The organism is Pseudomonas sp. RW3S2 (assembly GCF_014268955.1).
Lineage (GTDB): Bacteria > Pseudomonadota > Gammaproteobacteria > Pseudomonadales > Pseudomonadaceae > Aquipseudomonas > Aquipseudomonas wayambapalatensis.
Window position 1 is genome coordinate 28,974 of sequence record NZ_JABWRM010000003.1, and the last position, 22,338, is coordinate 51,311.

The 22,338-nt window shown below is 63.7% G+C and carries 19 protein-coding genes; 14 read left to right on the forward strand and 5 right to left on the reverse strand.

Going from position 1 to position 22,338, the window contains the following annotated elements; all coding sequences use genetic code 11:
* The first annotated feature begins 32 nt into the window (after nt 1–32).
* The 7 genes from HU748_RS05460 (at nt 33) to HU748_RS05490 (ending at nt 7,864) form a co-directional block, all read left to right on the forward strand.
* Nucleotides 33–2,258, forward strand: a complete 2,226-nt coding sequence (locus HU748_RS05460; protein WP_186669839.1) for an NADP-dependent isocitrate dehydrogenase — start codon at nt 33–35, stop codon at nt 2,256–2,258.
* Between the two features lie 127 nt (nt 2,259–2,385).
* Complete coding sequence (locus tag HU748_RS05465) at nt 2,386–2,826, forward strand: NUDIX hydrolase (RefSeq protein WP_186719577.1); 441 nt, start codon at nt 2,386–2,388, stop codon at nt 2,824–2,826.
* 58 nt (nt 2,827–2,884) lie between these two features.
* Nucleotides 2,885–4,009 (forward strand): tRNA 2-thiouridine(34) synthase MnmA, encoded by a 1,125-nt coding sequence (gene mnmA / locus HU748_RS05470; RefSeq protein WP_186708645.1) that lies wholly within the window; start codon nt 2,885–2,887, stop codon nt 4,007–4,009.
* Complete coding sequence (gene hflD, locus HU748_RS05475) at nt 4,006–4,632, forward strand: high frequency lysogenization protein HflD (RefSeq protein ID WP_186669842.1); 627 nt, start codon at nt 4,006–4,008, stop codon at nt 4,630–4,632. Before mnmA ends, hflD begins: the two co-directional genes overlap by 4 nt.
* 186 nt (nt 4,633–4,818) lie before the next feature.
* Nucleotides 4,819–6,189, forward strand: coding sequence for an adenylosuccinate lyase (gene purB / locus HU748_RS05480; protein WP_186719579.1), 1,371 nt, complete (start codon nt 4,819–4,821; stop codon nt 6,187–6,189).
* Between the two features lie 81 nt (nt 6,190–6,270).
* Nucleotides 6,271–7,437 carry a cupin domain-containing protein gene (locus HU748_RS05485; RefSeq protein ID WP_186708643.1) on the forward strand — a complete coding sequence of 389 codons (1,167 nt, stop codon included), beginning with the start codon at nt 6,271–6,273 and terminating at the stop codon, nt 7,435–7,437.
* Nucleotides 7,430–7,864, forward strand: a complete 435-nt coding sequence (locus tag HU748_RS05490; protein ID WP_054892342.1) for a GNAT family N-acetyltransferase — start codon at nt 7,430–7,432, stop codon at nt 7,862–7,864. The genes HU748_RS05485 and HU748_RS05490 overlap by 8 nt, the downstream gene beginning before the upstream one ends.
* A 135-nt stretch (nt 7,865–7,999) precedes the next feature.
* On the opposite strand, the gene HU748_RS05495 is transcribed toward HU748_RS05490, so the two are convergent.
* On the reverse strand, nt 8,000–9,850 hold the full coding sequence (locus HU748_RS05495; RefSeq protein WP_186719581.1) for a polyurethanase: 1,851 nt from the start codon (nt 9,848–9,850) through the stop codon (nt 8,000–8,002).
* Nucleotides 9,851–10,099: 249 nt separating this feature from the next.
* Here HU748_RS05495 and HU748_RS05500 point away from each other — a divergent pair, with 249 nt between their 5' ends.
* Both HU748_RS05500 and glsB read left to right on the forward strand, forming a co-directional pair.
* The gene (locus HU748_RS05500; RefSeq protein ID WP_186719811.1) at nt 10,100–12,073 is read left to right on the forward strand and encodes a DNA topoisomerase III; all 1,974 of its coding nucleotides are present in this window, start codon (nt 10,100–10,102) and stop codon (nt 12,071–12,073) included.
* A gap of 94 nt (nt 12,074–12,167) precedes the next feature.
* Nucleotides 12,168–13,088, forward strand: coding sequence for a glutaminase B (gene glsB / locus HU748_RS05505; RefSeq protein ID WP_186669433.1), 921 nt, complete (start codon nt 12,168–12,170; stop codon nt 13,086–13,088).
* Nucleotides 13,089–13,193: 105 nt separating this feature from the next.
* Here the strand turns inward: glsB and HU748_RS05510 are convergent, their stop codons facing one another.
* Complete coding sequence (locus tag HU748_RS05510) at nt 13,194–14,516, reverse strand: OprD family porin (RefSeq protein ID WP_186719582.1); 1,323 nt, start codon at nt 14,514–14,516, stop codon at nt 13,194–13,196.
* Between the two features lie 266 nt (nt 14,517–14,782).
* Between HU748_RS05510 and HU748_RS05515 the strand changes: the two genes are divergently transcribed.
* The 3 genes from HU748_RS05515 to HU748_RS05525 all read left to right on the forward strand — a co-directional run bounded on the left by HU748_RS05515 (nt 14,783) and on the right by HU748_RS05525 (nt 17,615).
* Nucleotides 14,783–15,409, forward strand: coding sequence for a glutathione S-transferase (locus tag HU748_RS05515; protein WP_186708637.1), 627 nt, complete (start codon nt 14,783–14,785; stop codon nt 15,407–15,409).
* A 178-nt stretch (nt 15,410–15,587) separates the two neighbouring features.
* Nucleotides 15,588–16,652 (forward strand): LLM class flavin-dependent oxidoreductase, encoded by a 1,065-nt coding sequence (locus HU748_RS05520; RefSeq protein ID WP_186719812.1) that lies wholly within the window; start codon nt 15,588–15,590, stop codon nt 16,650–16,652.
* A 9-nt stretch (nt 16,653–16,661) separates the two neighbouring features.
* Nucleotides 16,662–17,615, forward strand: coding sequence for an ABC transporter substrate-binding protein (locus tag HU748_RS05525; RefSeq protein WP_186719584.1), 954 nt, complete (start codon nt 16,662–16,664; stop codon nt 17,613–17,615).
* 21 nt (nt 17,616–17,636) lie between these two features.
* On the opposite strand, the gene HU748_RS05530 is transcribed toward HU748_RS05525, so the two are convergent.
* Entirely contained in the window at nt 17,637–18,782 is a 1,146-nt protein-coding gene (locus HU748_RS05530) for a GGDEF domain-containing protein (protein ID WP_186669658.1), read from the reverse strand.
* 224 nt (nt 18,783–19,006) lie between these two features.
* Between HU748_RS05530 and HU748_RS05535 the strand changes: the two genes are divergently transcribed.
* Both HU748_RS05535 and HU748_RS05540 read left to right on the forward strand, forming a co-directional pair.
* On the forward strand, nt 19,007–19,186 hold the full coding sequence (locus tag HU748_RS05535) for a hypothetical protein (protein WP_186719586.1): 180 nt from the start codon (nt 19,007–19,009) through the stop codon (nt 19,184–19,186).
* A 75-nt stretch (nt 19,187–19,261) separates the two neighbouring features.
* Nucleotides 19,262–19,639 (forward strand): glycine zipper domain-containing protein, encoded by a 378-nt coding sequence (locus tag HU748_RS05540; protein WP_186669443.1) that lies wholly within the window; start codon nt 19,262–19,264, stop codon nt 19,637–19,639.
* Between the two features lie 176 nt (nt 19,640–19,815).
* Here the strand turns inward: HU748_RS05540 and zwf are convergent, their stop codons facing one another.
* Both zwf and gnd read right to left on the reverse strand, forming a co-directional pair.
* Entirely contained in the window at nt 19,816–21,321 is a 1,506-nt protein-coding gene (zwf, locus tag HU748_RS05545; protein ID WP_186719588.1) for a glucose-6-phosphate dehydrogenase, read from the reverse strand.
* Nucleotides 21,318–22,325 (reverse strand): phosphogluconate dehydrogenase (NAD(+)-dependent, decarboxylating), encoded by a 1,008-nt coding sequence (gene gnd, locus HU748_RS05550; protein WP_288375576.1) that lies wholly within the window; start codon nt 22,323–22,325, stop codon nt 21,318–21,320. The genes zwf and gnd overlap by 4 nt, the downstream gene beginning before the upstream one ends.
* Between the last annotated feature and the right edge of the window lie 13 nt (nt 22,326–22,338).

The window sequence follows — 22,338 nt, forward strand, 5'->3', positions numbered from 1 at the left end:
GAGTACGCTCAGCACATAGAGAGTTAACCCGCATGCCCACCCGTTCCAAGATCATCTACACCTTCACCGACGAAGCCCCCGCCCTCGCCACCTACTCGCTGCTGCCGATCATCGAAGCCTTCACCGCTTCGGCTGACATCGCTGTCGAAACCCGTGACATTTCCCTGGCTGGCCGTATCCTCGCGGCGTTCCCGGAGCAACTGGGCGCAGAGAAGCAGGTAGGCGATCACCTGGCGGAACTGGGTCAGCTGGCCACCACCCCTGAAGCCAACATCATCAAGCTGCCGAACATCTCCGCTTCGGTTCCACAGCTGAAGGCGGCGATCAAGGAACTGCAGGCCAAGGGCTTCAACATCCCCGACTACGCCGACGAGCCGGCCACCGCCGAAGAGAAAGAGTCCCGCGCGCGCTACGACCGCATCAAGGGCAGCGCCGTGAACCCGGTACTGCGCGAAGGCAACTCCGACCGTCGTGCACCGCTGTCGGTCAAGAACTACGCACGCAAGCACCCGCACAAGATGGGTGCCTGGGCCGCCGACTCCAAGTCGCACGTTGCCCACATGACCCAGGGCGACTTCTACGGCAGCGAGAAAGCCGCACTGATCGAGGCTGACGACAGCCTGCGCATCGAACTGGTCGCCAAGGACGGTTCCACCACCGTCCTGAAAGAGAAAACCGCCGTCAAGGCCGCCGAAGTCATCGACTGCGCCACCCTGAGCCGCAAGGCCCTGAAAGCCTTCATCGCCGAGCAGATCGCCGATGCCAAGGCTTCTGGCGTACTGCTGTCGGTGCACCTGAAAGCCACCATGATGAAGGTTTCCGACCCGATCATGTTCGGCGTCATCGTCGAAGAGTTCTACAACGACGTGCTGACCAAGCACGCGGCTGCGCTGGCTGAAGTGGGCTTCAACGCCAACAACGGCATCGGCGACCTGTATGCCCGCATCAAGGACCTGCCAGCCGACAAGCAGGCCGAGATCGAAGCCGACATCCAGGCCCTGTACGCCGAGCGTCCAGCCCTGGCCATGGTCAACTCCGACAAGGGCATCACCAACCTGCACGTACCGAGCGACGTCATCGTCGACGCCTCGATGCCAGCGATGATCCGCGACTCGGGCAAGATGTGGAACACCGCAGGCGAGCTGCAAGATGCCAAGGCGATCATCCCGGACCGCTGCTACGCCGGCATCTACCAGGCCACCATCGAAGACTGCAAGAAAAACGGCGCCTTCGATCCGACCACCATGGGCAGCGTGCCGAACGTTGGCCTGATGGCGCAGAAAGCCGAAGAGTACGGCTCCCACGACAAGACCTTCCAGATCAAGGCCGACGGCGTCGTGCGCGTGGTCGATGGCAAGGGCAACGTCGTTCTGGAACAGAGCGTCGAAGCCGGTGACATCTTCCGCATGTGCCAGACCAAGGACGCACCGATCCAGGATTGGGTGAAACTGGCTGTCAACCGCGCCCGCCTGAGCAACACTCCGGCGGTGTTCTGGCTGGACCCGGCTCGTGCCCACGACGGTGTGATGATCGAGAAGGTCCAGAAGTACCTGAAGGACCACGACACCACTGGCCTGGACATCCGCGTCCTGGCCCCGGTCGACGCCATCAAGTTCTCCCTGGCTCGCATCCGCGAAGGCAAGGACACCATCTCGGTGACCGGCAACGTGCTGCGCGACTACCTCACCGACCTGTTCCCGATCATGGAACTGGGCACCAGCGCCAAGATGCTGTCGATCGTGCCGCTGATGAACGGCGGTGGCCTGTTCGAGACCGGCGCCGGCGGTTCGGCACCCAAGCACGTGCAACAGTTGGTCGAAGAGAACTTCCTGCGTTGGGACTCGCTGGGTGAATTCCTGGCCCTGGCCGCCTCGCTCGAGCACTTGGGCAACACCTACGACAACCCACGCGCCAAGGTCCTGGCCAATACCCTGGACCAGGCCACCGGCAAGTTCCTCGACACCAACAAGTCGCCTTCGCGCAAGGTCGGCGGTATCGACAACCGCGGCAGCCACTTCTACCTGACCCTTTACTGGGCCCAGGCCCTGGCTGCCCAGAGCGACGACGCTGCCCTGCAGGCACGCTTCGCACCACTGGCCAAGACCCTGACCGAGAACGAAGCGACCATCGTCGCCGAGCTCAACGCCGTCCAGGGCAAGCCGGCCGACATCGGTGGCTACTACGCCCCCGATGCCGAGCTGACCGCCAAGGTGATGCGCCCAAGCCAGACCCTGAACAGCGCCATCGCCGCCCTGTAAGGTTCGCTTGAAGTAACAGCACAAACCCCGGCCACGCACCGGGGTTTGTGCTTTCTGGATAAAAGATGTCTAGCGGCCTACGGGAACCCGCTCCTACAGGGTCCGTACCAGCCTTATGGAGCTGTTCATGACCTGGCAACCTCACATCACCGTCGCCACCATCGTCGAACAGGACGGCAAGTTCCTCTTCGTCGAAGAGTTCAAGGCCGGCCAGCACGTGTTCAACCAGCCCGCCGGCCATCTCGAGGCCAACGAGACGCTACCCCAGGCTGCCCTGCGCGAAACCCTCGAGGAAACCGCCTGGGAGGTCGAATTGACCGGCCTGGTCGGCATCTACCTCTACACTGCGCCGAGCAACGGCGTGACCTATCAGCGTATCTGCTTCGCCGCCCGCCCCCTGCGCCACCACCCCAAGCGTGCCCTGGACAGCGACATCACCCGCGCCCTGTGGCTGACCCGCGACGAGCTGCTGGCCGATCCCGCACGCTGGCGCAGCGAGCTGGTGCCACGCTGCCTTGACGACTATCTGGCAGGCCCGCTGCACAGCCTCTCGCTGCTGCGCGACTGACGCGGATGCGCCGTCCTGATAGAATCGGAATTTTTCCCCCAGATACACATCGGTAGCCATGACCAGCCCAGCACCCAAAGACCCCTCCAGGACCCGCGTCATCGTCGGCATGTCCGGCGGCGTGGACTCTTCCGTCTCCGCCCTTCTGCTCATGGAGCAGGGCTACCAGGTGGAAGGTCTGTTCATGAAGAACTGGGAGGAGGACGACGGCACCGAGTACTGCACCGCCCGCGAAGACCTGGCCGATGCCCAGGCCGTGTGCGATCGCATCGGCATCAAGCTGCACACCGCCAACTTCGCTGCCGAGTACTGGGACAACGTGTTCGAGCACTTCCTCGAAGAGTACAAAGCCGGCCGTACCCCCAACCCGGACATCCTCTGCAACCGCGAAATCAAGTTCAAGGCCTTCCTGGACTACGCCCTGTCGTTGGGTGCCGACCTGATTGCCACCGGCCACTACGTACGCCGCCGTGATACCGGCGAGCTGACCGAACTGCTCAAGGGCCTGGACCCGAACAAGGACCAGAGCTACTTCCTGCATGCCGTGGGCGGCGCGGAAATCGCCCGCACCCTGTTCCCCGTTGGCGAGCTGGAAAAGCCCGAGGTACGCGCCATCGCCGAGAAAAACGGCCTGGCCACGGCGAAGAAGAAAGACTCCACCGGCATCTGCTTCATCGGCGAGCGCCGCTTCAGCGACTTCCTCAAGCAGTACCTGCCCGCCCAACCCGGCGAGATCCAGACCACCGACGGCGAAGTGATCGGCCAGCACCACGGCCTGATGTACCACACCATCGGCCAGCGCCAGGGCCTGGGCATTGGCGGCCTGAAAGACGCCGGCGACGAACCCTGGTACGTGCTGGAAAAAGACCTGGCGCGCAATGTGCTGGTGGTGGGCCAGGGCAACGAACATCCTTGGCTGTTCTCCCGCGCCCTGCTCGCCTCGGACATCTTCTGGGTCAACCCAGTCGACCTGAGCAGCCCACGCCGACTCACCGCCAAGGTGCGCTACCGCCAGAGCGACCAGCACTGCACCCTGGAACGCACCGCGAACGGCTACCGCGCAGTGTTCGACGAGCCACAACGCGCTGTGACGCCGGGTCAATCCGTAGTGTTCTATGACGGCGAAGTGTGCCTGGGCGGCGGCGTGATCGAGAGCGCGGAGCCGTGGAGCCCACGCGCATGAGCAATCTGCAGGAGCAACTGATCGCCCTTGGTGGCGTGTTCCAGGCCGCGGTGCTGGTCGATCGTATCGCCCGCACCGGGCAGGCCAGCGAAGCCAATATCGGCTGCATGCTCGGCAGCCTGCTGGTACGCGACCCGAACAACACCCTGGAAGTGTTCGGCGGCGACGACCTGAACCTGCGCGACGGCTACCGTGCACTGGTCGGCGCCCTGGAGCGCGACCCCAGCAGCCTGCAACGCGAGCCGCTGCGCTACGCACTGTCCATGCTGGGTCTGGAGCGCCAGCTGGCCAAGCGTGGCGACCTGCTCGACACCATCGGCAATCGCCTGCCGCAGATCCAGTCGCAAGCCGATCATTTCGGCCTGGTTCACGAAAATGTCATCGCTTCCAGCGGAGCCTTGTACCAGGACACCCTGAGCACCCTGCGTCAGCGCATCCAGGTACACGGCGACATGCGCTTCCTGCAGCAGGCCAGCAACGCCTCGAAGATTCGTGCCCTGCTGCTGGCAGGCATCCGCGCCGCCCGCCTGTGGCGCCAGTTGGGCGGGCATCGCTGGCAGTTGGTGTTCAGCCGCCGCAAGTTGCTCAATGAACTGTACGACATGATGCGTGCGCCTTCCTGACCTGTAGGAGCGGGCTTGCCCGCGAATGCGATGCCGGATTCACCGCCGCATTCGCGGGCAAGCCCGCTCCCACAGGAACCGCGACACGCGTTTCGACGGCCGACCTTTGGTCAGCCACCCGACCCAGGCGCAATTTTCATGTATGATATGCGCCCTTCCAAAAGCCTGACTGTCCGAGAACACCCCATGCAGCTCTCTTCGCTCACTGCGGTTTCCCCTGTAGACGGCCGTTACGCCGGCAAAACCCAGGCCTTGCGCCCCATCTTCAGCGAATTCGGCCTGATCCGTTTCCGCGCCCTGGTCGAAGTGCGCTGGTTGCAGCGTCTGGCCGCCCACCCGCAGATCGGCGAAGTGCCGGCGTTCTCCGCCGAAGCCAACGCCCTGCTGGACAGTCTGGCGACCGACTTCAAGCTCGAGCACGCCGAGCGCGTGAAAGAAATCGAGCGCACCACCAACCACGACGTCAAGGCGATCGAATACCTCCTCAAGGAGCAGGCCGCCAAGCTGCCCGAGCTGGCCAAGGTCAGCGAGTTCATCCACTTCGCCTGCACCAGCGAGGACATCAACAACCTGTCCCACGCCCTGATGCTGCGCGCCGGCCGTGACGAGGTGCTGCTGCCGCTGATGCGCCAGATCGCCGACGCCATCCGCGCCCTGGCCCACGCTCACGCCGACGTGCCGATGCTGTCGCGCACCCACGGCCAGCCGGCCTCGCCGACCACCCTGGGCAAAGAGCTGGCCAACGTCGTCTACCGCCTGGAGCGTCAGATCGCTCAGGTCGCCGCCGTGCCGCTGCTGGGCAAGATCAACGGCGCCGTGGGCAACTACAACGCCCACCTGTCGGCCTACTCGCAGATCGACTGGGAGCAGAACGCCCGCGCCTTCATCAAAGACGAACTGGGCCTGCAGTTCAACCCGTACACCACCCAGATCGAACCGCACGACTACATCGCCGAGCTGTTCGATGCGATCGCGCGCTTCAACACCATCCTCATCGACTTCGACCGCGACGTCTGGGGCTACATTTCGCTGGGCTACTTCAAGCAGAAGACAGTCGCTGGCGAAATCGGCTCCTCGACCATGCCGCACAAGGTCAACCCGATCGACTTCGAGAACTCCGAAGGCAACCTCGGTATCGCCAACGCGCTGTTCCAGCACCTGGCCAGCAAGCTGCCGATCTCGCGCTGGCAGCGCGACCTGACCGATTCCACCGTGCTGCGCAACCTGGGCGTGGGCTTCGCCCATAGCGTCATCGCCTATGAAGCCAGCCTGAAGGGCATCGGCAAGCTGGAAGTCAACGAAGCGCGCATCGCCGCCGACCTCGACGCTTGCTGGGAAGTACTGGCCGAGCCAATCCAGACCGTCATGCGCCGCTTCAACATCGAGAACCCCTACGAGAAGCTCAAGGAGCTGACCCGTGGCAAGGGCATCACCCCAGAAGCGCTGCTGACCTTCATCGACGCCCTGGACATGCCGGCCGACGCCAAGGCCGAGCTCAAGCTGCTCACCCCCGCCACCTACATCGGCAACGCAGCCGCCCAGGCCAAACGCATCTAATCTGCGCCCTGCGTACAACGCCCGGCTCAGCCGGGCGTTTTTATTCCCGGACGAAAATTACGTTTTTTCAATAGGTTGAACATGAATCCTGATACTCCACTGCAGCTGCTTGGCGGCCTCACCGCTCGTGAATTCCTGCGCGACTACTGGCAGAAGAAGCCCCTGCTGGTGCGCCAGGCCTTCACCGACTTCGAAAGCCCGATCGATCCGGACGAACTGGCCGGCCTGGCCCTGGAAGAAGAGGTCGAATCGCGCCTGGTGCTGGAGCACGGCGAGCGCCCCTGGGAGCTGCGTCGCGGCCCGTTCGAGGAAGACACCTTCGCCACCCTGCCCGAGCGTGACTGGACCCTGCTGGTACAAGCCGTGGACCAGTTCGTCCCGGAAGTGGCCGAGCTGCTGGAAAATTTCCGCTTCCTGCCCAGCTGGCGTATCGACGATGTGATGATCAGCTTCGCCGCCCCTGGTGGCAGCGTCGGCCCGCACTTCGACAACTACGACGTATTCCTGCTGCAAGGCCACGGCAAGCGCAACTGGAAAGTTGGCCAGATGTGCAACAGCGACAGCCCGCTGATCGAGCACGCCGACCTGCGCATCCTCGCCGACTTCGAGCAGAGCGACGAGTGGACCCTTGAGCCGGGCGACATGCTCTACCTGCCGCCGCGCCTGGCCCACTACGGCGTGGCCGTGGATGACTGCCTGACCTACTCGGTCGGCTTCCGCGCGCCAAGCGCTGCCGAAGTGCTGACCCACTTCACCGACTTCCTCAGCCAGTTCCTGCCTGACGAGGAGCGCTACAGCGACGCCGACGCCCAACCTGTCAGCGATCCGCACCAGATTCAGCACGATGCCCTCGACCGCCTCAAGGCCCTGCTGGCCGAGCACATGGGTGACGAGCGCTTGCTGCTGACCTGGTTCGGCCAGTTCATGACCGAGCCGCGCTACCCCGAGCAGGTTGCAGGCGAAGCGCTGAGCGAGGAAGAGCTGATCAATTATCTCGAACAGGGCGCGATCCTGGTGCGCAACCCGAGCGCGCGCCTGGCCTGGTCGGAAGTCGATGACAACCTGCTGCTGTTCGCCAGCGGCCAGAGCCGCCTGCTGTCCGGTCACCTGCGCGCTCTTTTGCAACTGATTTGTTCAGCCGACGCCCTGCACAGCGAAAACCTTGTAGAGTGGCTCGCAGATGAAGAGGGCCTGACGCTGGTCTGCCAGCTGGTCCAACAAGGAAGCCTGGGATTTGCCAATGAATAAGATCCGCGTTCGCCTCGCCGACTGGCATAAAGACAACGCCGATATCCACCGTATCCGCAGCGCGGTGTTCGTCGCCGAGCAGCACGTGCCGCCGGAGCTGGAGTTCGATGCCGAAGACCCCACCGCCGTGCATTTCCTGGCCATGGAAGGTGACTATCCGATCGGCACCGCGCGCCTGTTGCCAGACGGCACCATCGGTCGAGTGTCGGTGCTCAAGGACTGGCGCGGCTTGAAAGTCGGTGACGCGTTGATGAACGCGGTCATCATCGAAGCGCAGAACCGGGACCTCAAGCAGCAGATGCTCAGCGCCCAGGTACACGCTACGCCCTTCTACGAGCGCCTGGGCTTCAAGGTGGTCAGCGAAGAGTTCCTAGAGGCCGGCATTCCGCACGTGGACATGGTTCGCGATTCGCGCGAGATCGCCTGATCGGAAAGGGCCGGCGCTGCCGGCCCAATCGCGGGCAAGCCCGCTCCCACAGCTTCACCGCTGCTCTGAACGGCGCGGAGGGCCTGTGGGACCGGTCTTGCCCGCGATTGGGCCGCAGCGCAGCCCCACCCTTGCTCAGCCAATCACGATCTGCCCATCCCCCACCCCCTGCCCCGCGATCCCCACCAACGTCACGCTATCGCGCCCGAACGTCAGCACCAGATCATCCCCCACCCGACTCAGGTGGTCACGCCAATCCGGCACTGCCGTCCCGCCTTCCACGCCCATGAACACCAACCGGTCCTGGCCGGTGAAATCCAGCACCCGGTCCTGCCCGAAGTGCCCGCTGAACAGAAAGGTGTCCCGCCCACCGCCGCCACTCAACACATCATTCCCCGCGCCGCCCACCAGCACATCGTTGCCTGCCCCACCCACCAGACGATCATCGCCGCCCAGGCCGAACAGCCACTGCCCTTGGTTGCCCGCCACCAACTGGTCATTACCTTGCCCACCGCTGACCGACAGGGCATAGGGGTCCAGCTTGCCGCTGCTGAGCAGCCCATTGGCGGTCACGGCGTGACTGACGTCCTTGCTGAAGAACACCAGGCTGCTTTCCTTGCTCACCAGCGACTCGATATTGCGCACCTGGCTGATCCCTCCATCGGCATCGCGCACATACAGCGTACCCTCGCCATCCCGGGCGACCGAGAAGCGCGCCAGTGCATCTCCCAGGTGCAGGGTGTCATGCCCGGCGCCACCGTCTATCAGGTTGAACCCGCCGTCGTCGCGAAAAGTGTCATTGCCAGCACCGCCATACAGGTAGTCGTTGCCGCGCCCACCGCGGATCAGGTCGTCCTGGGCCGAACCGACAATGAAGGTACTGCCGGAGTGCGGCTCGGCGTTGCGATTGAGGTCCTGTACCCAGGTCGAGCCGCGGGTGGCGTCGGACAGGTTGCTGACCACGACGGTGGAGTCGCGGCTGGTCCAGGGGTAGAACGGCGAATCCACTACCCGACCCAGGCCATCGGCGTAGGCTGCCGGCAGGTGCGAGAGCCAGGTGGCGATATTGCCGATGGAAAACGGCAGCAGGTTCCACGCGTCGGAAGCGTAGTGGTCATTGAAATTGACGATGTTGTCAGTGGTCGAAGGCTTGGCGGCATCGTGCACGCCCAGGGTCGCCCAGGTCAGCGCCGTGCCGTCGAGCACGCGAAATACAGGATCGTTCTCGTAACCGATATTGAGCACCTTGTCGGGATCGGCAGCCTGCGTGGGCGAGGCGAAGGCAACATAGCGGGCATCCTGGTAGAAGCCGCCCCAGCGCGAAACACTGAGGTCGGCCAGGCTGTTGACCGCCAGCCCGCCAAGGCTGTGGCCGCTGACGGTGATATCGGCACCTGACAAGCCGTGGGCCCTGGCGAACGTCGCGACATCGCCCAGCAGGCGGTCGAAAGCATTACCGGCGTAGTTGCGTGAGTAGTCGGCTGGCCCCAGCGCTGCCAGCAGGTCGTTGATGACATCGCCGAGGGTGTCGCCAATCAGATTCTCCCGCGGGCCGCTGGTGCCACGAAAGGCGATGCCGAGGCCAATGAGCTGGCCATCGCCTGCATAACGGCCAAGCACCTCGACCTGCGCCGAGGTGTAGCCCGGCGCCTCGCCATGGAAGGTGCCACGCGCATCGGTCTTGCCCTGGTAACCCAACTGTGCGGCGCTGATCGGCGTCCAGCCAGCCGCCTTGACCTGCGCCAGGGCCTTGGCCTCGGAGTCGGGATTCCAGGGGATGCCAGGAATCACGCCCTGGCTGTCGGTGCCGCCGATCAGGGCCTTGACCAAAGTTGCCGGCAACCCGAGGCCGAAGCCGTGCTTCTGGTAGCCAGCAGAGAAACCGTCGTCGATACCATGATAGGCATAGACCGCCAGGGCCATGGCATCCTTGTAGAGCGCGTAGGAGGCAGCACCGTCGAGCTGACGGTAATCGAACAGAGGCATGATCTGACTTCCTTGTTGTGGTTGGAGTGAAGGCCCCCAAGCGACATCGTCCATTGACACATCTGGCAGGCGAACGACAAAGCTGGCACGGTACCGGCCGGTCATCCAAGCCCGATCCCGAGGCATTCGTGCCAAACCTGCGGACATATTTCCTGGCACAAAGCTGTACATGCATACAGATAAATCTTGCCTGCACGTCCTGTCTTGAGCATCCTAGTCGCCATCAACCTCGATGAAGCGTTCACGGCCATGCGCCTTTTTCTGTGTGAAAAGCCCTCCCAGGCAAAAGACATCGCCAAGGTACTGGGTGCCAACCGCAAGGCCGACGGCTGCTGGCAAGGCACCGATGTCTGCGTCACCTGGTGCATCGGCCACCTGCTCGAAACCGCACCGCCCGACAGCTACGATGCACGCTACAAACGCTGGTCGCTCGATGACCTGCCGATCATTCCGGAAAAATGGAAGATGCTGGTCAAGCCCAAGACCGCCAGCCAGTTCAAGGCGGTCAAGCGTCTGCTCGGCGAGGCCCGGGAGCTGGTGATCGCCACCGACGCCGATCGCGAAGGCGAGATGATCGCCCGCGAACTGGTCGAGCATTGCCGCTACCGTGGCCCGATCCAGCGCCTGTGGCTCTGCGCACTCGATGACGCCTCGATCCGCAAGGCGCTGGCGCGCCTGCGCCCCGGCAGCGAAACCTTCAGTCTCTATCATTCCGCCCTTGGTCGCTCGCGGGCCGACTGGTTGATCGGCATGAACATGAGCCGCCTGTTCACCCTGCTTGGCCGCCAATCCGGCTACCAGGGCGTGCTGCCGGTTGGGCGGGTACAGACTCCGACACTGCGCCTGGTGGTGGACCGCGACCGCAGCATCGCCGATTTCGTGCCCGTACCGTTCTGGGCCATCGAAGTGCAACTGGCACACACAGGTAACCTGTTCACCGCCCAATGGCGTGCACCGCAAGACGCCTGCGACGACCAGGGCCGCTGCCTCAACCAGGCACTCGCCCAGCAGGCCGCCACCCAGATGCAGGCCGCAGGTAGCGCACAGGTGCTCCAGGTACAGACCGAGCGTGTGCGCGAGGCCGCACCACTGCCCTTCGACCTCGGCACCCTGCAGGAGCTGTGCTCGAAGAAATTCGGCCTTGGCGCCCAGGAAACCCTCGACATCGCCCAGGCACTCTACGAAACCCACAAGCTGATCACCTATCCGCGCAGCGACTGCGGCTACCTGCCGCTTAGCCAGCACGCTGAAGCGCCCGCCATTCTCGCCGCCCTGCAACGCGCCGACACAAGCCTTGCGCCATTGCAGGCGCACCTGGAGCCGCACCGCCGCTCCCGCGCCTGGAACGACGCCAAGGTCAGCGCCCACCACGGCATCATCCCCACCGCAGCCGCCAGCGATCCTGCGCGCCTGCCACCCAAGTACAAAGCGGTCTATACCCTGATCCGGGCACGCTACCTGGCGCAGTTCCTGCCCAATCACGAGTACGACCGCACCCAGGCCGACCTGGACTGTGCCGGCCACGCCCTGCGTGCCGTGGGCAAGCAGATCGTCGAACCCGGCTGGCGCCGTGCCCTGCCCGAGGCACTGACCCCAACCAAGGGCCGCGAAGCACCACCCGCGCAAGTCCTGCCGCAACTGCGCGAGGGCGACGACTGCAGGGTGCAGGAACTGCAACTGAAAGACCTGTGGACCCAGCCACCGAAGCCGTTCACCGAGGGCGACCTGATCAAGGCAATGAAGAACGTCGCCAAGCTGGTGGATGACCCGCAGCTCAAGCAGAAACTCAAGGAAACCACCGGCATCGGTACCGAAGCGACCCGGGCCAGCATCATCCAGGGCCTGCTCGACCGCGGCTACCTGGTCAAGAACGGCAAGGCGCTGTCCGCCACGCCCGCAGCCTTCAGCCTGATCGACGTCGTACCCCGGGCCATCGCCGACCCCGGCACCACCGCGATCTGGGAACAGGCGCTGGACATGGTGCAGAGCGGCGAAATGAGCCTGGAAGAGTTCGTCACCCGGCAATCGGCCTGGATGGGCAAGCTGGTGCAACGCTGCGCGGGAATGCGCCTGACCATCAGCGGCCCGCCCCTGCCTGCCGGTGGCAAGGGTGCACCCTGGAAGAAAAAACGCCGCAGCAGCGGTAAAGGCAAAACCGCCGGCAGCAAAGCAGCGCCCCGTGCAAGCAAATCCACAAGGCGCCCTTCGGGCAAATCCAGCTGACGATCACCTCACGGGGTGTGTCGCCGCCTCGCCAACGCTCGTCTTGTACAGCAGACAACCCCTGAGCCCCATCACCCGCTCCGCGCAGGCCCCCATGCAAGCATTACTGCAAGAAATCCTCGACCAGGTCCGCCCGCTGCTCAGCCAGGGCCAGGTCGCCCAGTACATTCCCGCCCTCGCCCAGGTCGACCCGCAACAACTCGGCATCGCCGTACAGAGCCTGGACGGCCAGTTGCACTGCGCCGGCGATGCCCATACGCCCTTCTCGATCCAGAGCATCTCCAAGGTCTTCAGCCTGGTCCAGGCGATCAACCACAGCGGCGAGGATATCTGGTCGCGCCTGGGCTACGAGCCCTCCGGGCAGGCGTTCAACTCGCTGGTACAGCTGGAGGTGGAGAAAGGTCGCCCACGCAATCCTTTCATCAATGCCGGCGCGCTGGTGATCTGCGACATCAACCAGTCGCGCTATGCCACCCCGACCTTGTCGATGCGCGACTTCGTTCGCCGCCTGACAGCCAACCCACGCATCGTCAGCGACCCGGTCGTGGCCGACTCCGAATACCAGCACCGCGCCCGCAACGCCGCCATGGCCTACCTGATGCAAGCGTTCGGCAACTTCCACAACGATGTCGACGCCGTGCTGCGCAGCTACTTCCATCATTGTGCGCTGTCGATGAATTGCGTGGACGTCGCCCGTGGCTTTGCGTTCCTGGCCAACAGCGGCTACTGCCCGCACAGCGGCGAGCACGTGCTCAGCCCGCGCCAGGCGCAACAGGTGAATGCGATCATGGCCACCAGCGGGCTGTACGACGAGGCGGGTAACTTCGCCTACCGTGTGGGCCTGCCGGGCAAAAGTGGAGTGGGCGGCGGCATTGTCGCGGTAGTGCCGGGGCGCTACAGCATCTGCGTGTGGTCACCGGCGCTGAACGCCTCAGGCAACTCGCTGGCGGGGCTGCGGGCCTTGGAACTGCTCAGCGAACGGATCACTGGCTCGGTGTTTTCAGCAGTGCTGTAGGGCTGACGCCTCGAGCGCAGCGCGCCATGAAAAACAAACCCCACCAGGGAGAACCCTGGTGGGGTTTGTTTTATTACACCTACCCGTGACCGGGCTGACGCGATGTCAGAGGAAGTTGTAGGTGTAGCTCACGATCAGACGGTTTTCGTCCTGGTCGCGCTGGTTGGCCACGTCAGTGCGCAGCGAAGCGTTACGCCACTGCAGGCCCAGGCCCTTGAAGGTGCCTTCCTGAACAACATAGGCCAGGCTGAAATCACGCTCCCACTCCGAGCGGTCCGAGCCCGCCGAGTTGACGTTGGTGCCTTTCAGGTAGATGGCGTTGGCGGTCAGCCCTGGTACGCCCAGCGCGGCGAAGTCGTAGGCATATTGCGCCAGCCAGGTGCGCTCGCCGGCACGCAGGAACTTGCCGATCTGCACGTCGGTGATCAGGTAGGCGCTAGCACCGTCGCCCTGGTTCAGGAACGGGAAGTCGCTGGTGCCGTTGACACGCTGGTAACCGGCGCTCAGTGCGTGGCTGCCCAGCGAGTAGGTGAACTTGGCGCTCCAGGTGCGGTTGTCCACTTCACCGTTGTTCTGGTAGCCCGAGGCGCGATAGCCAGCCAGGCGGCCTTCGGTGCTGGCGTTCTTGCCATCGGAATCGCTGTAGAAGTAACGCAGGTCGGACTTCAACGCACCAACCGGCAGCGCCAGGTTGTGGGTCAGGCCCAGGAAGTGCTGTTTGTAGAAGTCGTCCAGGTTGCCGTAGTAGTACTGCAGCAGCAGGTCCTTGCTCAGCTTGTAGTCGGCACCGGCGTAGTAGAACGCGTTGCTGCGACGGTTGGGTGTGCCGCCGCTAGGAGCAGCAATGGTCAGCGAATCCATGTTGGTGCTGTTACGGCCCTTGGCATGCTCGAGCTTGCCGCCGATCAGGGTCAGGTTGTCGATCTCGTTGGAGGTGATCTGGCCACCCTCAAACGTTTGCGGCAGCAGGCGACCGTCGTTGTAGGTGACTACTGGCAGCTTGGGCTGCAGTACACCGAGCTTGGCTTCGGTCTTGGAGATCTTGACCTTGCCGGTTACGCCCAGGCTGCTGAAGTCGTCAACGGCGCGGCCATCGGAATCGGTCGGGAACACAGTACCGCCCTTGGCAGTGCTGGTCGGGTTGTAGTGGGTGCCCTTGCCCGAATCCAGGCGGAAACCGGTCAGGCCGATGGCGTCTACACCAAAGCCGACGGTGCCCTGGGTGTAGCCGGAGGTGAAGTTGAAGATGAAGCCTTGGCCCCACTCTTCCTGCTTGGACGGGTTGGCAGTGCCATTGCGGTTGTCGGAGTTGATATAGAAGTTACGGGCAGTGACCGAAGCCTTGCTGTCTTCCACGAAACCTGCAGCCTGCGCCCCCAGCGACAGGCTGGCCAGTGCAACGGCCACTGGCAATGTGCATTTGTACATGTGTGCTCCTTTCTAGCTTTTCTTATAGGCCTCTCGCTGAACGCGAGGGCCGACTTTCGATACGTTTGAATGTCACGCGTTATTACTTTAACAACAACCGAAACAGATTTTTATTCGATTGTGCTATAGGGACCGAATGCTAGCAAAAAACCACCATCCGCAGGGAGAAAGGTTTCAGTTCCATGACCGCAGGCAGGGCTTTTAGAGATACGCTTGGTCGCCACAGCACACTGCTGTTTCGGCCGCTATGCAAAAAGGATGATGACATGCTGCGAATATTGGGTAAGGCGAGCTCCATCAACGTGCGCAAGGTGCTTTGGACTTGCGCTGAAATCGGCGTGCCTTTCGAACAGGAAGACTGGGGCTCAGGCTTTCAGTCGACCCAGACCCCGGAGTTCCTGGCCCTGAACCCCAATGCCATGGTCCCGGTGATCCAGGACGGCGACCTGACGCTGTGGGAGTCCAACACCATCGTCCGCTATCTCGCCAACCGCTATGGTCAAGCGGCAGGGCTTTACCCGGCCGACGCAGTGGCCAGAGCGCGTGTCGATCAATGGATCGACTGGCAGGCCAGCGATCTCAACCGCTCCTGGAGCTACGCCTTCATGTCTCTGGTCAGGCAGTCGGCAGCGCATCAGGATGCACAGGCGCTCAATGCCAGCATCGGCGAATGGTCGCGACATATGCAGATCCTCGACCAGCAGTTGGCAAAGACCGGCGCCTACGTTGCCGGCAAAACGCTCTCCCTGGCAGACATTCCGATCGGGTTGTCGGTAAACCGCTGGTTCCAGACACCGTTCAAGCACCCGCACCTGCCTGCAGTGGATGACTACTACGCGCGCCTGAGCGAGCGGGAAGGCTATCGACTGCACGGCAGAAACGGAACGCCCTGACCAGGGGGATAAAATTATTTTGCATATTAGAATATGCAAAAAATGAATTTCCATCATTTATCGCTGGCCGTTAGATTCTAAGAAGAAGCCCGGCCAGCTCGTTTTCTTATAAACCGCTCAACGCCAGGCAGCCTTGTCCCACCAAAGGAACCCAGCAATGAGCGTCGAAATCCTTGGCATGATCACCGCGTCACCCGGCTCGGAGGTCGACCAACCCACGGGCGATGCGGTCGATCCCGACTACGTGCGTCGCTTCGCCCAGGCTCACGAAGCAGCAGGCTTCGACCGGATTCTGGTCGGTTACTTCTCCAACGGGCCGGAAGGCGCCGTCGTCAGTTCGTTCGCCGTCGCTGCCACCGAGCGCCTGGGTATCCTGCTCGCCTACCGTCCAGGGGTGATCAGCCCGCCCCTGGCCGCACGGCAACTGGCGACCCTCGACCAGTTCAGCAAGGGCCGCCTGGCCCTCAATGTGGTCAGCGGCGGCAATGACCAGGACCTGCAACGCGACGGCGACTTCCTCGATCACGACCACCGCTATGCGCGCACCGGTGAATACCTCGACGCCTTGAAGGCCATCTGGACCGCCGAACAACCGGTGGACTTCGCCGGCGACTTCTACCGTTTCAACGCCGCCTCGCCCGCCGTAAGGACCGTGCAGCGCCCGCATATTCCGATCTACTTCAGCGGCTCATCGGATGCCGCGGTGCGGGTCGCCGCGCAACATGCCGATACCTACATGCTCTGGGGCGAGCCCCTGGCCGCCGTCGCTGAGCATATCGCCAAGGTCCGCAAGGCTGCCGCCGCGCAACAGCGCGCCCCGCGCTTCTCGGTATCGTTCCGCCCCATCGTCGCCGATACCGAGGAAGCCGCCTGGAAGCACGCCGCCGAAATCCTCGAACAGGTCCGCGACGCACGCCAGAAACTCGGGCTAGCGCTGCACGACCATCACCCCGAGAACGTCGGCTCCCAGCGTCTGTTGGCCGCCGCGCACCAGGGCGAAGTGCTCGATCAACGCCTGTGGATGGGCGTTGCCCGCCTGACCGGAGCACGCTGGAACTCCACCGCGCTGGTCGGCACCCCCGAGCAGGTCGCCCAGGCGCTGGGCGAGTACTACAAGCTCGGCGTCTCGACCTTCCTGATCCGCGGCTTCGATCCATTGAACGACACCATCGAATACGGCAAGACCCTGATCCCCGCCATCCATCGCCAGATCGAACGCCTGGACACTCGCCAGGCCAGCTGAGGAAGCCCCATGAAACTGCACCACCTGATTCGCGTCACCCTCGCCGGCCTGTTCCTTGGCACCCCGCTGGCGCAAGCCATCGCCGCCGAGCAGGTCACCCTGCGCATCGGCGACCAGAACTACTACAACGTGCGCGCATCGCTGGAAGCCTCCGGGGCGCTCAAGGATGCGCCCTACAAGGTCGAGTTCAAGCACTTCCAGTCGGCCGCACCGGTGGCCGAAGGGCTGGAGGCCGGTGGCCTGGACATCGGTTTTCTCGGTGACTCGGGCTTTCTGTTCCTGGCCGCCAAAGGGGCACCCGTCAAGCTGATCGGCGTCTCACGGCAGAACCTCGACACCATCGCCCTGCTGGTGCCCAAGGACTCCCCCGCCAAGACCATTGCCGACCTCAAGGGCAAGAAGGTCGCCTACTGGCCCGGCGCCTGGAGCCAGCAGTTGACCTTGCGCGCACTGGACAAGGCCGGCCTGCCGCATGACTACGTCGAGTTCGTCAAACTGATGCCAATCGATGCTGCCGCCGCACTGCCCAACGGCAGTATCGATGCCTTCCCGGTGTGGGAACCGTACATCTCGCAACAGATCGTGTTTTCCGGTGCGCGCAAGCTGGTCACCGCCCAGGGCCTGATGCCTGGCCTGAGCAGCATCGCGGCGCGCAACGACTCGATCGACAGCAAGCACGCCGCCATTGAGGACTTCCTGGGCCGTCTGCAGAAAGCCCGGGCCTGGGTCGGTGAGCACAAGGAAGCCTATGCCGACCTCTGGGCCAAGAAAGCCAACCTCGACCAAAGCGTCTCGCGTCATTGGATCGGCCAGGCCGACATGAGCGTAGGCCCGGTCGATGCGCAGGCCGCGAAGGACTACCAGGATACCGCCGACTTCCTTGTCCAGACCGGCACCCTGCCCAAGCACCTGGACACCGGCACGATCATCGACACGTCGTTCGACGGCGCATTCGCCCGGTAGCCTCCCCGTAAGTGCGAAGGATCAAGCCGCCAGCCGCACCGCATTGCGCCCGCCAGCCTTGGCCAGGTACAACGCGGCATCGGCCTGGGCGATCAGCCGTGCCGGGGTATCACCCTCACCCGGCACACCGCACCAGAGCCCGACACTGAAGCACAGCTCGATCTCCAGCCCGGCGAACCGCGCCGGGTTCTTCGCCATGGCTTCGCGCAGGCCGTTCAGCGCCGCCAGGGCGCCTTCCCCCTCGGTTCGTGGCAACAGCAGCAGGAACTCCTCGCCGCCGTAGCGCCCCAGGCTGTCCCCTTCGCGCAGCCTCTGCTGCAACTGGCGCACGCAGTGACACAGCACTTCGTCCCCTGCCAGATGACCGTGCACATCGTTGATACGCTTGAAGTGATCGATATCGATCATCGCCACGGCCAGGCTGTACTGCGCCACGCGCGCCTGCTCCAGCTCACGCTCGAAACGTTCCAGGATGGCGCGACGATTACCCGTCCCGGTCAGCACGTCGTGTCCGGCAAGGTGCTGCAAGCGCGATTCGCTGCGCTCCTTGGCCATCAGCACCAAACCAATGGAATACATCATCACCGTGACCGTGCCGATGGCCACCGACACCGTCTGCTTGAGGTTGCTGGTGTCGTAGCGCATCTCCTGCGCCGTGCCCGCCAGCACGGCCACCACCCGCATGCCCAGCCCCACCAGGCTGATGGCAGCACCGATCACCAGCAGCAGGTGTGCCCGGCCCTTGCCCAGGGCCCGTTGCCGGGCCCAGTAGAGAATCAACGCGCATTGCAACATCAGCACCAGGGTCGCCAGCAGCATGCGCGGCTCCACCGTCTCGAGCAGCGACATCAGGCCCAGCAGCATCAACAGCGGAATGGCGAAGATAGGCCGCCACGGCACCGGGCGCTCGCGCATCCGGAACAGGCTCGCTGAATAGAACGCCAGCGCCAGCGACAGCAGGCTGTTGCCCAAGGCATAGCTCACCCACAGAGGCGCATGCCCGAACAACGTGTAACAGACATAGGCCAAGGCATGGGCCAACAGCCCACAACCGGTCAGCAAGAGGTTGTCGCCTCGGTTGAACTGCCCGACCAGCAACAGGCAGAAGGCCAGGATCGTCGCCACCAGCGCGACCGCAGCGAACAGCGTAGGGGTATGGGCGATCATCATGATTCACCGTGTGGCAGATGGCCGTCTTCGTCGCGGCCTGCCTGACAGTCTAGGAGCCGTGCAGGCCCGCGACCATGACCGAGCGGGACAGAACAGCAGCCCACAGGCACGCCGCCTGTCCCTTGCGCGGTAATATTTTGTGCCGCTTTGAAACCAAATGAATCCTGCCCGGTCTCAGCAGTTGCCCCGTAAACCTTTGCGGATCAAGGATTTCCATCGCCATGCTACGCCTTGCCAGTGTTTCGCTGATCGCCGCCGTCGTGCTCCTCGCCGGTTGCCACAGCCATCGCCACCATGATGACGATGGCTGGCGTGACGGCGACCGCGACCGTCACCGTTATCATCACCGCGATGATCGCGATGACGACGATCGTCGCTACCGTGACCGTTATTACCGCTGAAGCGTCTGCCCAATCCCTATCCGCCGCACACCTGCGGCATTCAACCCTGATGATTCCTTCGAGGTTCATGAAATCATGCGTCTGACTCTGCCTTCCCTCGCCCTGGGCCTGCTGCTGTGCCAGGGAGCGTTCGCCGGTGACGGTACCGCAGCCATTGGCGGCGGCCTGGGTGGTGCCTTGGGCAACGTCGTCGGCAAACAGATCGGCGGCAGCACCGGCGCCGCCATCGGCGCGGGCCTGGGTGGCGCAGCCGGCAGCGCCGTTGGCGCACGCAAGGGCAACCGCACCGAAGCAGCCATCGGTGGCGGCCTGGGTTCGGCCGGCGGCTCGCTGGTGGGCGGCAAACTTGGCGGCAGCAATGGCTCGACCATCGGCGCCGGCCTTGGCGGCGCAGCCGGCGGCGCGATCGGCAACCACCTGGGCGACAAGAACAAGAAGCACCGTCGCCACTGATTGACGCACTCGCCTGAAGGAGCGGTACGTGTGGGAGCGGCGGTTCGGCGCCCCGACTTGCCCGCGAAAAAGACACCGCGCAGCCTGGCACGGGCTGCGCCCGTGTTCGCGGGCCAGCCCGCTCCCACAGGGATTGGGCTGGCCTCTAGATTGTGAACAAGACGCTCAGCCGTCTTTCAGCCCAGGCGGTGCCACTCGCGCTTGTCCCGGCTCAGCAACTCATTGCCCTCCTCGGGCCCATCCTCACCCGCCTCGTACTCGTGCACTTCGCCCCCCTTGGCCCAGGCGTCGAGAAATGGCTGTACCGCACGCCAACCATTCTCGATATTGTCGGCCCGCTGGAACAGCGTCTGGTCACCGGTCAGGCAGTCGTAGATCAAGGTTTCGTAACCGGTCGCCGGGGTCATCTTGAAGAAGTCCTTGTAGGCAAAACCCAGCTCGACGTTCTCCATCACCAGTTCAGGCCCGGGGCGCTTGGCCTGTAGGTCGAACCACATGCCTTCATTGGGCTGAATCTGAATCTTCAGGTAGTTGGGCTTGGGTCGCTCCAGCTCCGACTCGCGGAACTGCGCGTAAGGTGCAGGCTTGAAGCAGATGGCGATTTCGGTGTCGCGCACGCTCATGCGCTTGCCGGTACGCAGGTAGAACGGCACACCCGCCCAGCGCCAGTTGTCGATCATCACCTTGAGCGCGACGTAGGTTTCAGTGCGGCTTTGCGTGTCGACATTGTTTTCCTCGCGATAACCGGCCAGCCGCTTGCGCCCCTGTTTGCCCGCCACGTACTGCCCCCGCACCGAGTTCTTCAGCGCCATCTTCTGCGACCAGGGGCGGATGGCACCGATCACCTTGGCCTTCTCGCCGCGAACGGCGTCGGCGCCGAAGGCTGCCGGTGGCTCCATGGCGACCATCGCCAGCAACTGGAACAGGTGATTGGGCACCATGTCACGCAAGGCACCGGTATTGTCGTAGAACGCGCCACGCGTCTCGACACCGACCGTCTCGGCGGCGGTAATCTGCACGTGGTCGATGTAGTGGTTGTTCCAGAACGACTCGAACAGGCCATTGGAGAAGCGGCTGACCAGAATGTTCTGCACCGTCTCCTTGCCCAGGTAATGGTCGATGCGATAGATCTGCCGCTCGCTCATCACCTTGAGCAGGCAGGCGTTGAGCGCCTCGGCACTGGCAAGATCGGTACCGAACGGCTTCTCCACCACCATCCGGCGAAAACCGCCCGCAGACTCGTCGAGCAAGCCGGCCTCGCCCAGGCGCTGGGCCACCTCTGGGAAGAAACGCGGCGAAGTGGCCAGGTAGAAGATGGCGTTGCCGTGACGGGTCTTGGCGATGCGCTTGCCGATCGCCGAATAGGTCGCAGGGTCCAGGAAGTCGCCGGTCTGGTAATCCAGGCGCTTGGCCAGGCGCGACCACAGCCCTTCGTCCAGACACTTGCCCGCCCCCTCGCCGCCTTTGTCGCGCTCGATCATGAAGTCGTGCAGGCGCTCGGCGAACTGCTCGGCACTGGCGTGATTATGGTCGACCCCGACAATCCGCAGGTTGCGGTCCAGCAAACCGTCACGGCTGAGGTTGTACAGTGCCGGCATCAGCAGGCGCTTGACCAGGTCGCCATTGGCGCCGAACAGGAACAGCGTGCAAGGCGGCGCTGCGGGAATCGTCTGTTTGCTCATGAACCCTTCTTCTCGACATGGCCGCCAAAGCCCAGGCGCATGGCAGACAACACCTTGTCGCCGAAGGTGCCTTGCTGCTGGCGTGAGCGGAAACGGGCAAACAGCGCGCTGGACAACACCGGCACCGGCACCGCCTGCTCGACCGCCGCATCGATGGTCCAGCGCCCTTCACCGCTGTCGGACACCGAACCGCTGAACTGGGCCAGGTGCGGATCGGCAACCAGCGCATCGGCGGTGAGGTCGAGCAGCCAGGAAGTGACCACACTGCCACGCCGCCAGACTTCGGCGATCTCTGCCACATTCAGGTCGAAACGCTGGTCCTCGGGCAGCTCGGGGCCGCCCTTGCTGCGCAGCAGGTCGAAACCTTCGGCATAAGCCTGCATCAGGCCGTACTCGATACCGTTGTGCACCATCTTCACATAGTGCCCGGCACCGGGCGGGCCGGCGTGAATGTAGCCATGCTCGGCACGCCCAGGCTCGCCCGTGCGCCCCTGCGTACGCGCAATGTCACCCACACCCGGGGCCAGCGCCTTGAACAACGGCTCCAGCCGCTCGAACACACCCTTCTCGCCGCCAATCATCATGCAATAGCCGCGCTCCAAGCCCCAGACCCCACCGGAGGTGCCTACGTCCAGATAGTGCAGGCCACGCGTTGACAGGTGAGCAGCTCGGCGCACGTCATCCTTGTAGAAGGTGTTGCCGCCATCGATGATCGCGTCGCCCGGCTCCAGCAGCTCGGCGAGCTGGGTGATGGTCTGCTCGGTGGGCTCACCCGCCGGCAGCATGATCCAAACGGCCCGAGGCGCCTTGAGTTTCTGTACCAGCGCGCCCAGGTCGTGGGCGCCAAGGGCACCCTCGTCGCTCAAGGCGCTGATGGCCTCACGGTTGCGATCATGTACCACGGTCTGGTGGCCTGCGCGCATCAGCCGTCTTGCGATATTGCCGCCCATGCGGCCCAGCCCGACGATTCCCAGTTGCATGTGCCGATGCTCCCCTTGCGAAATAGATGACGAACGC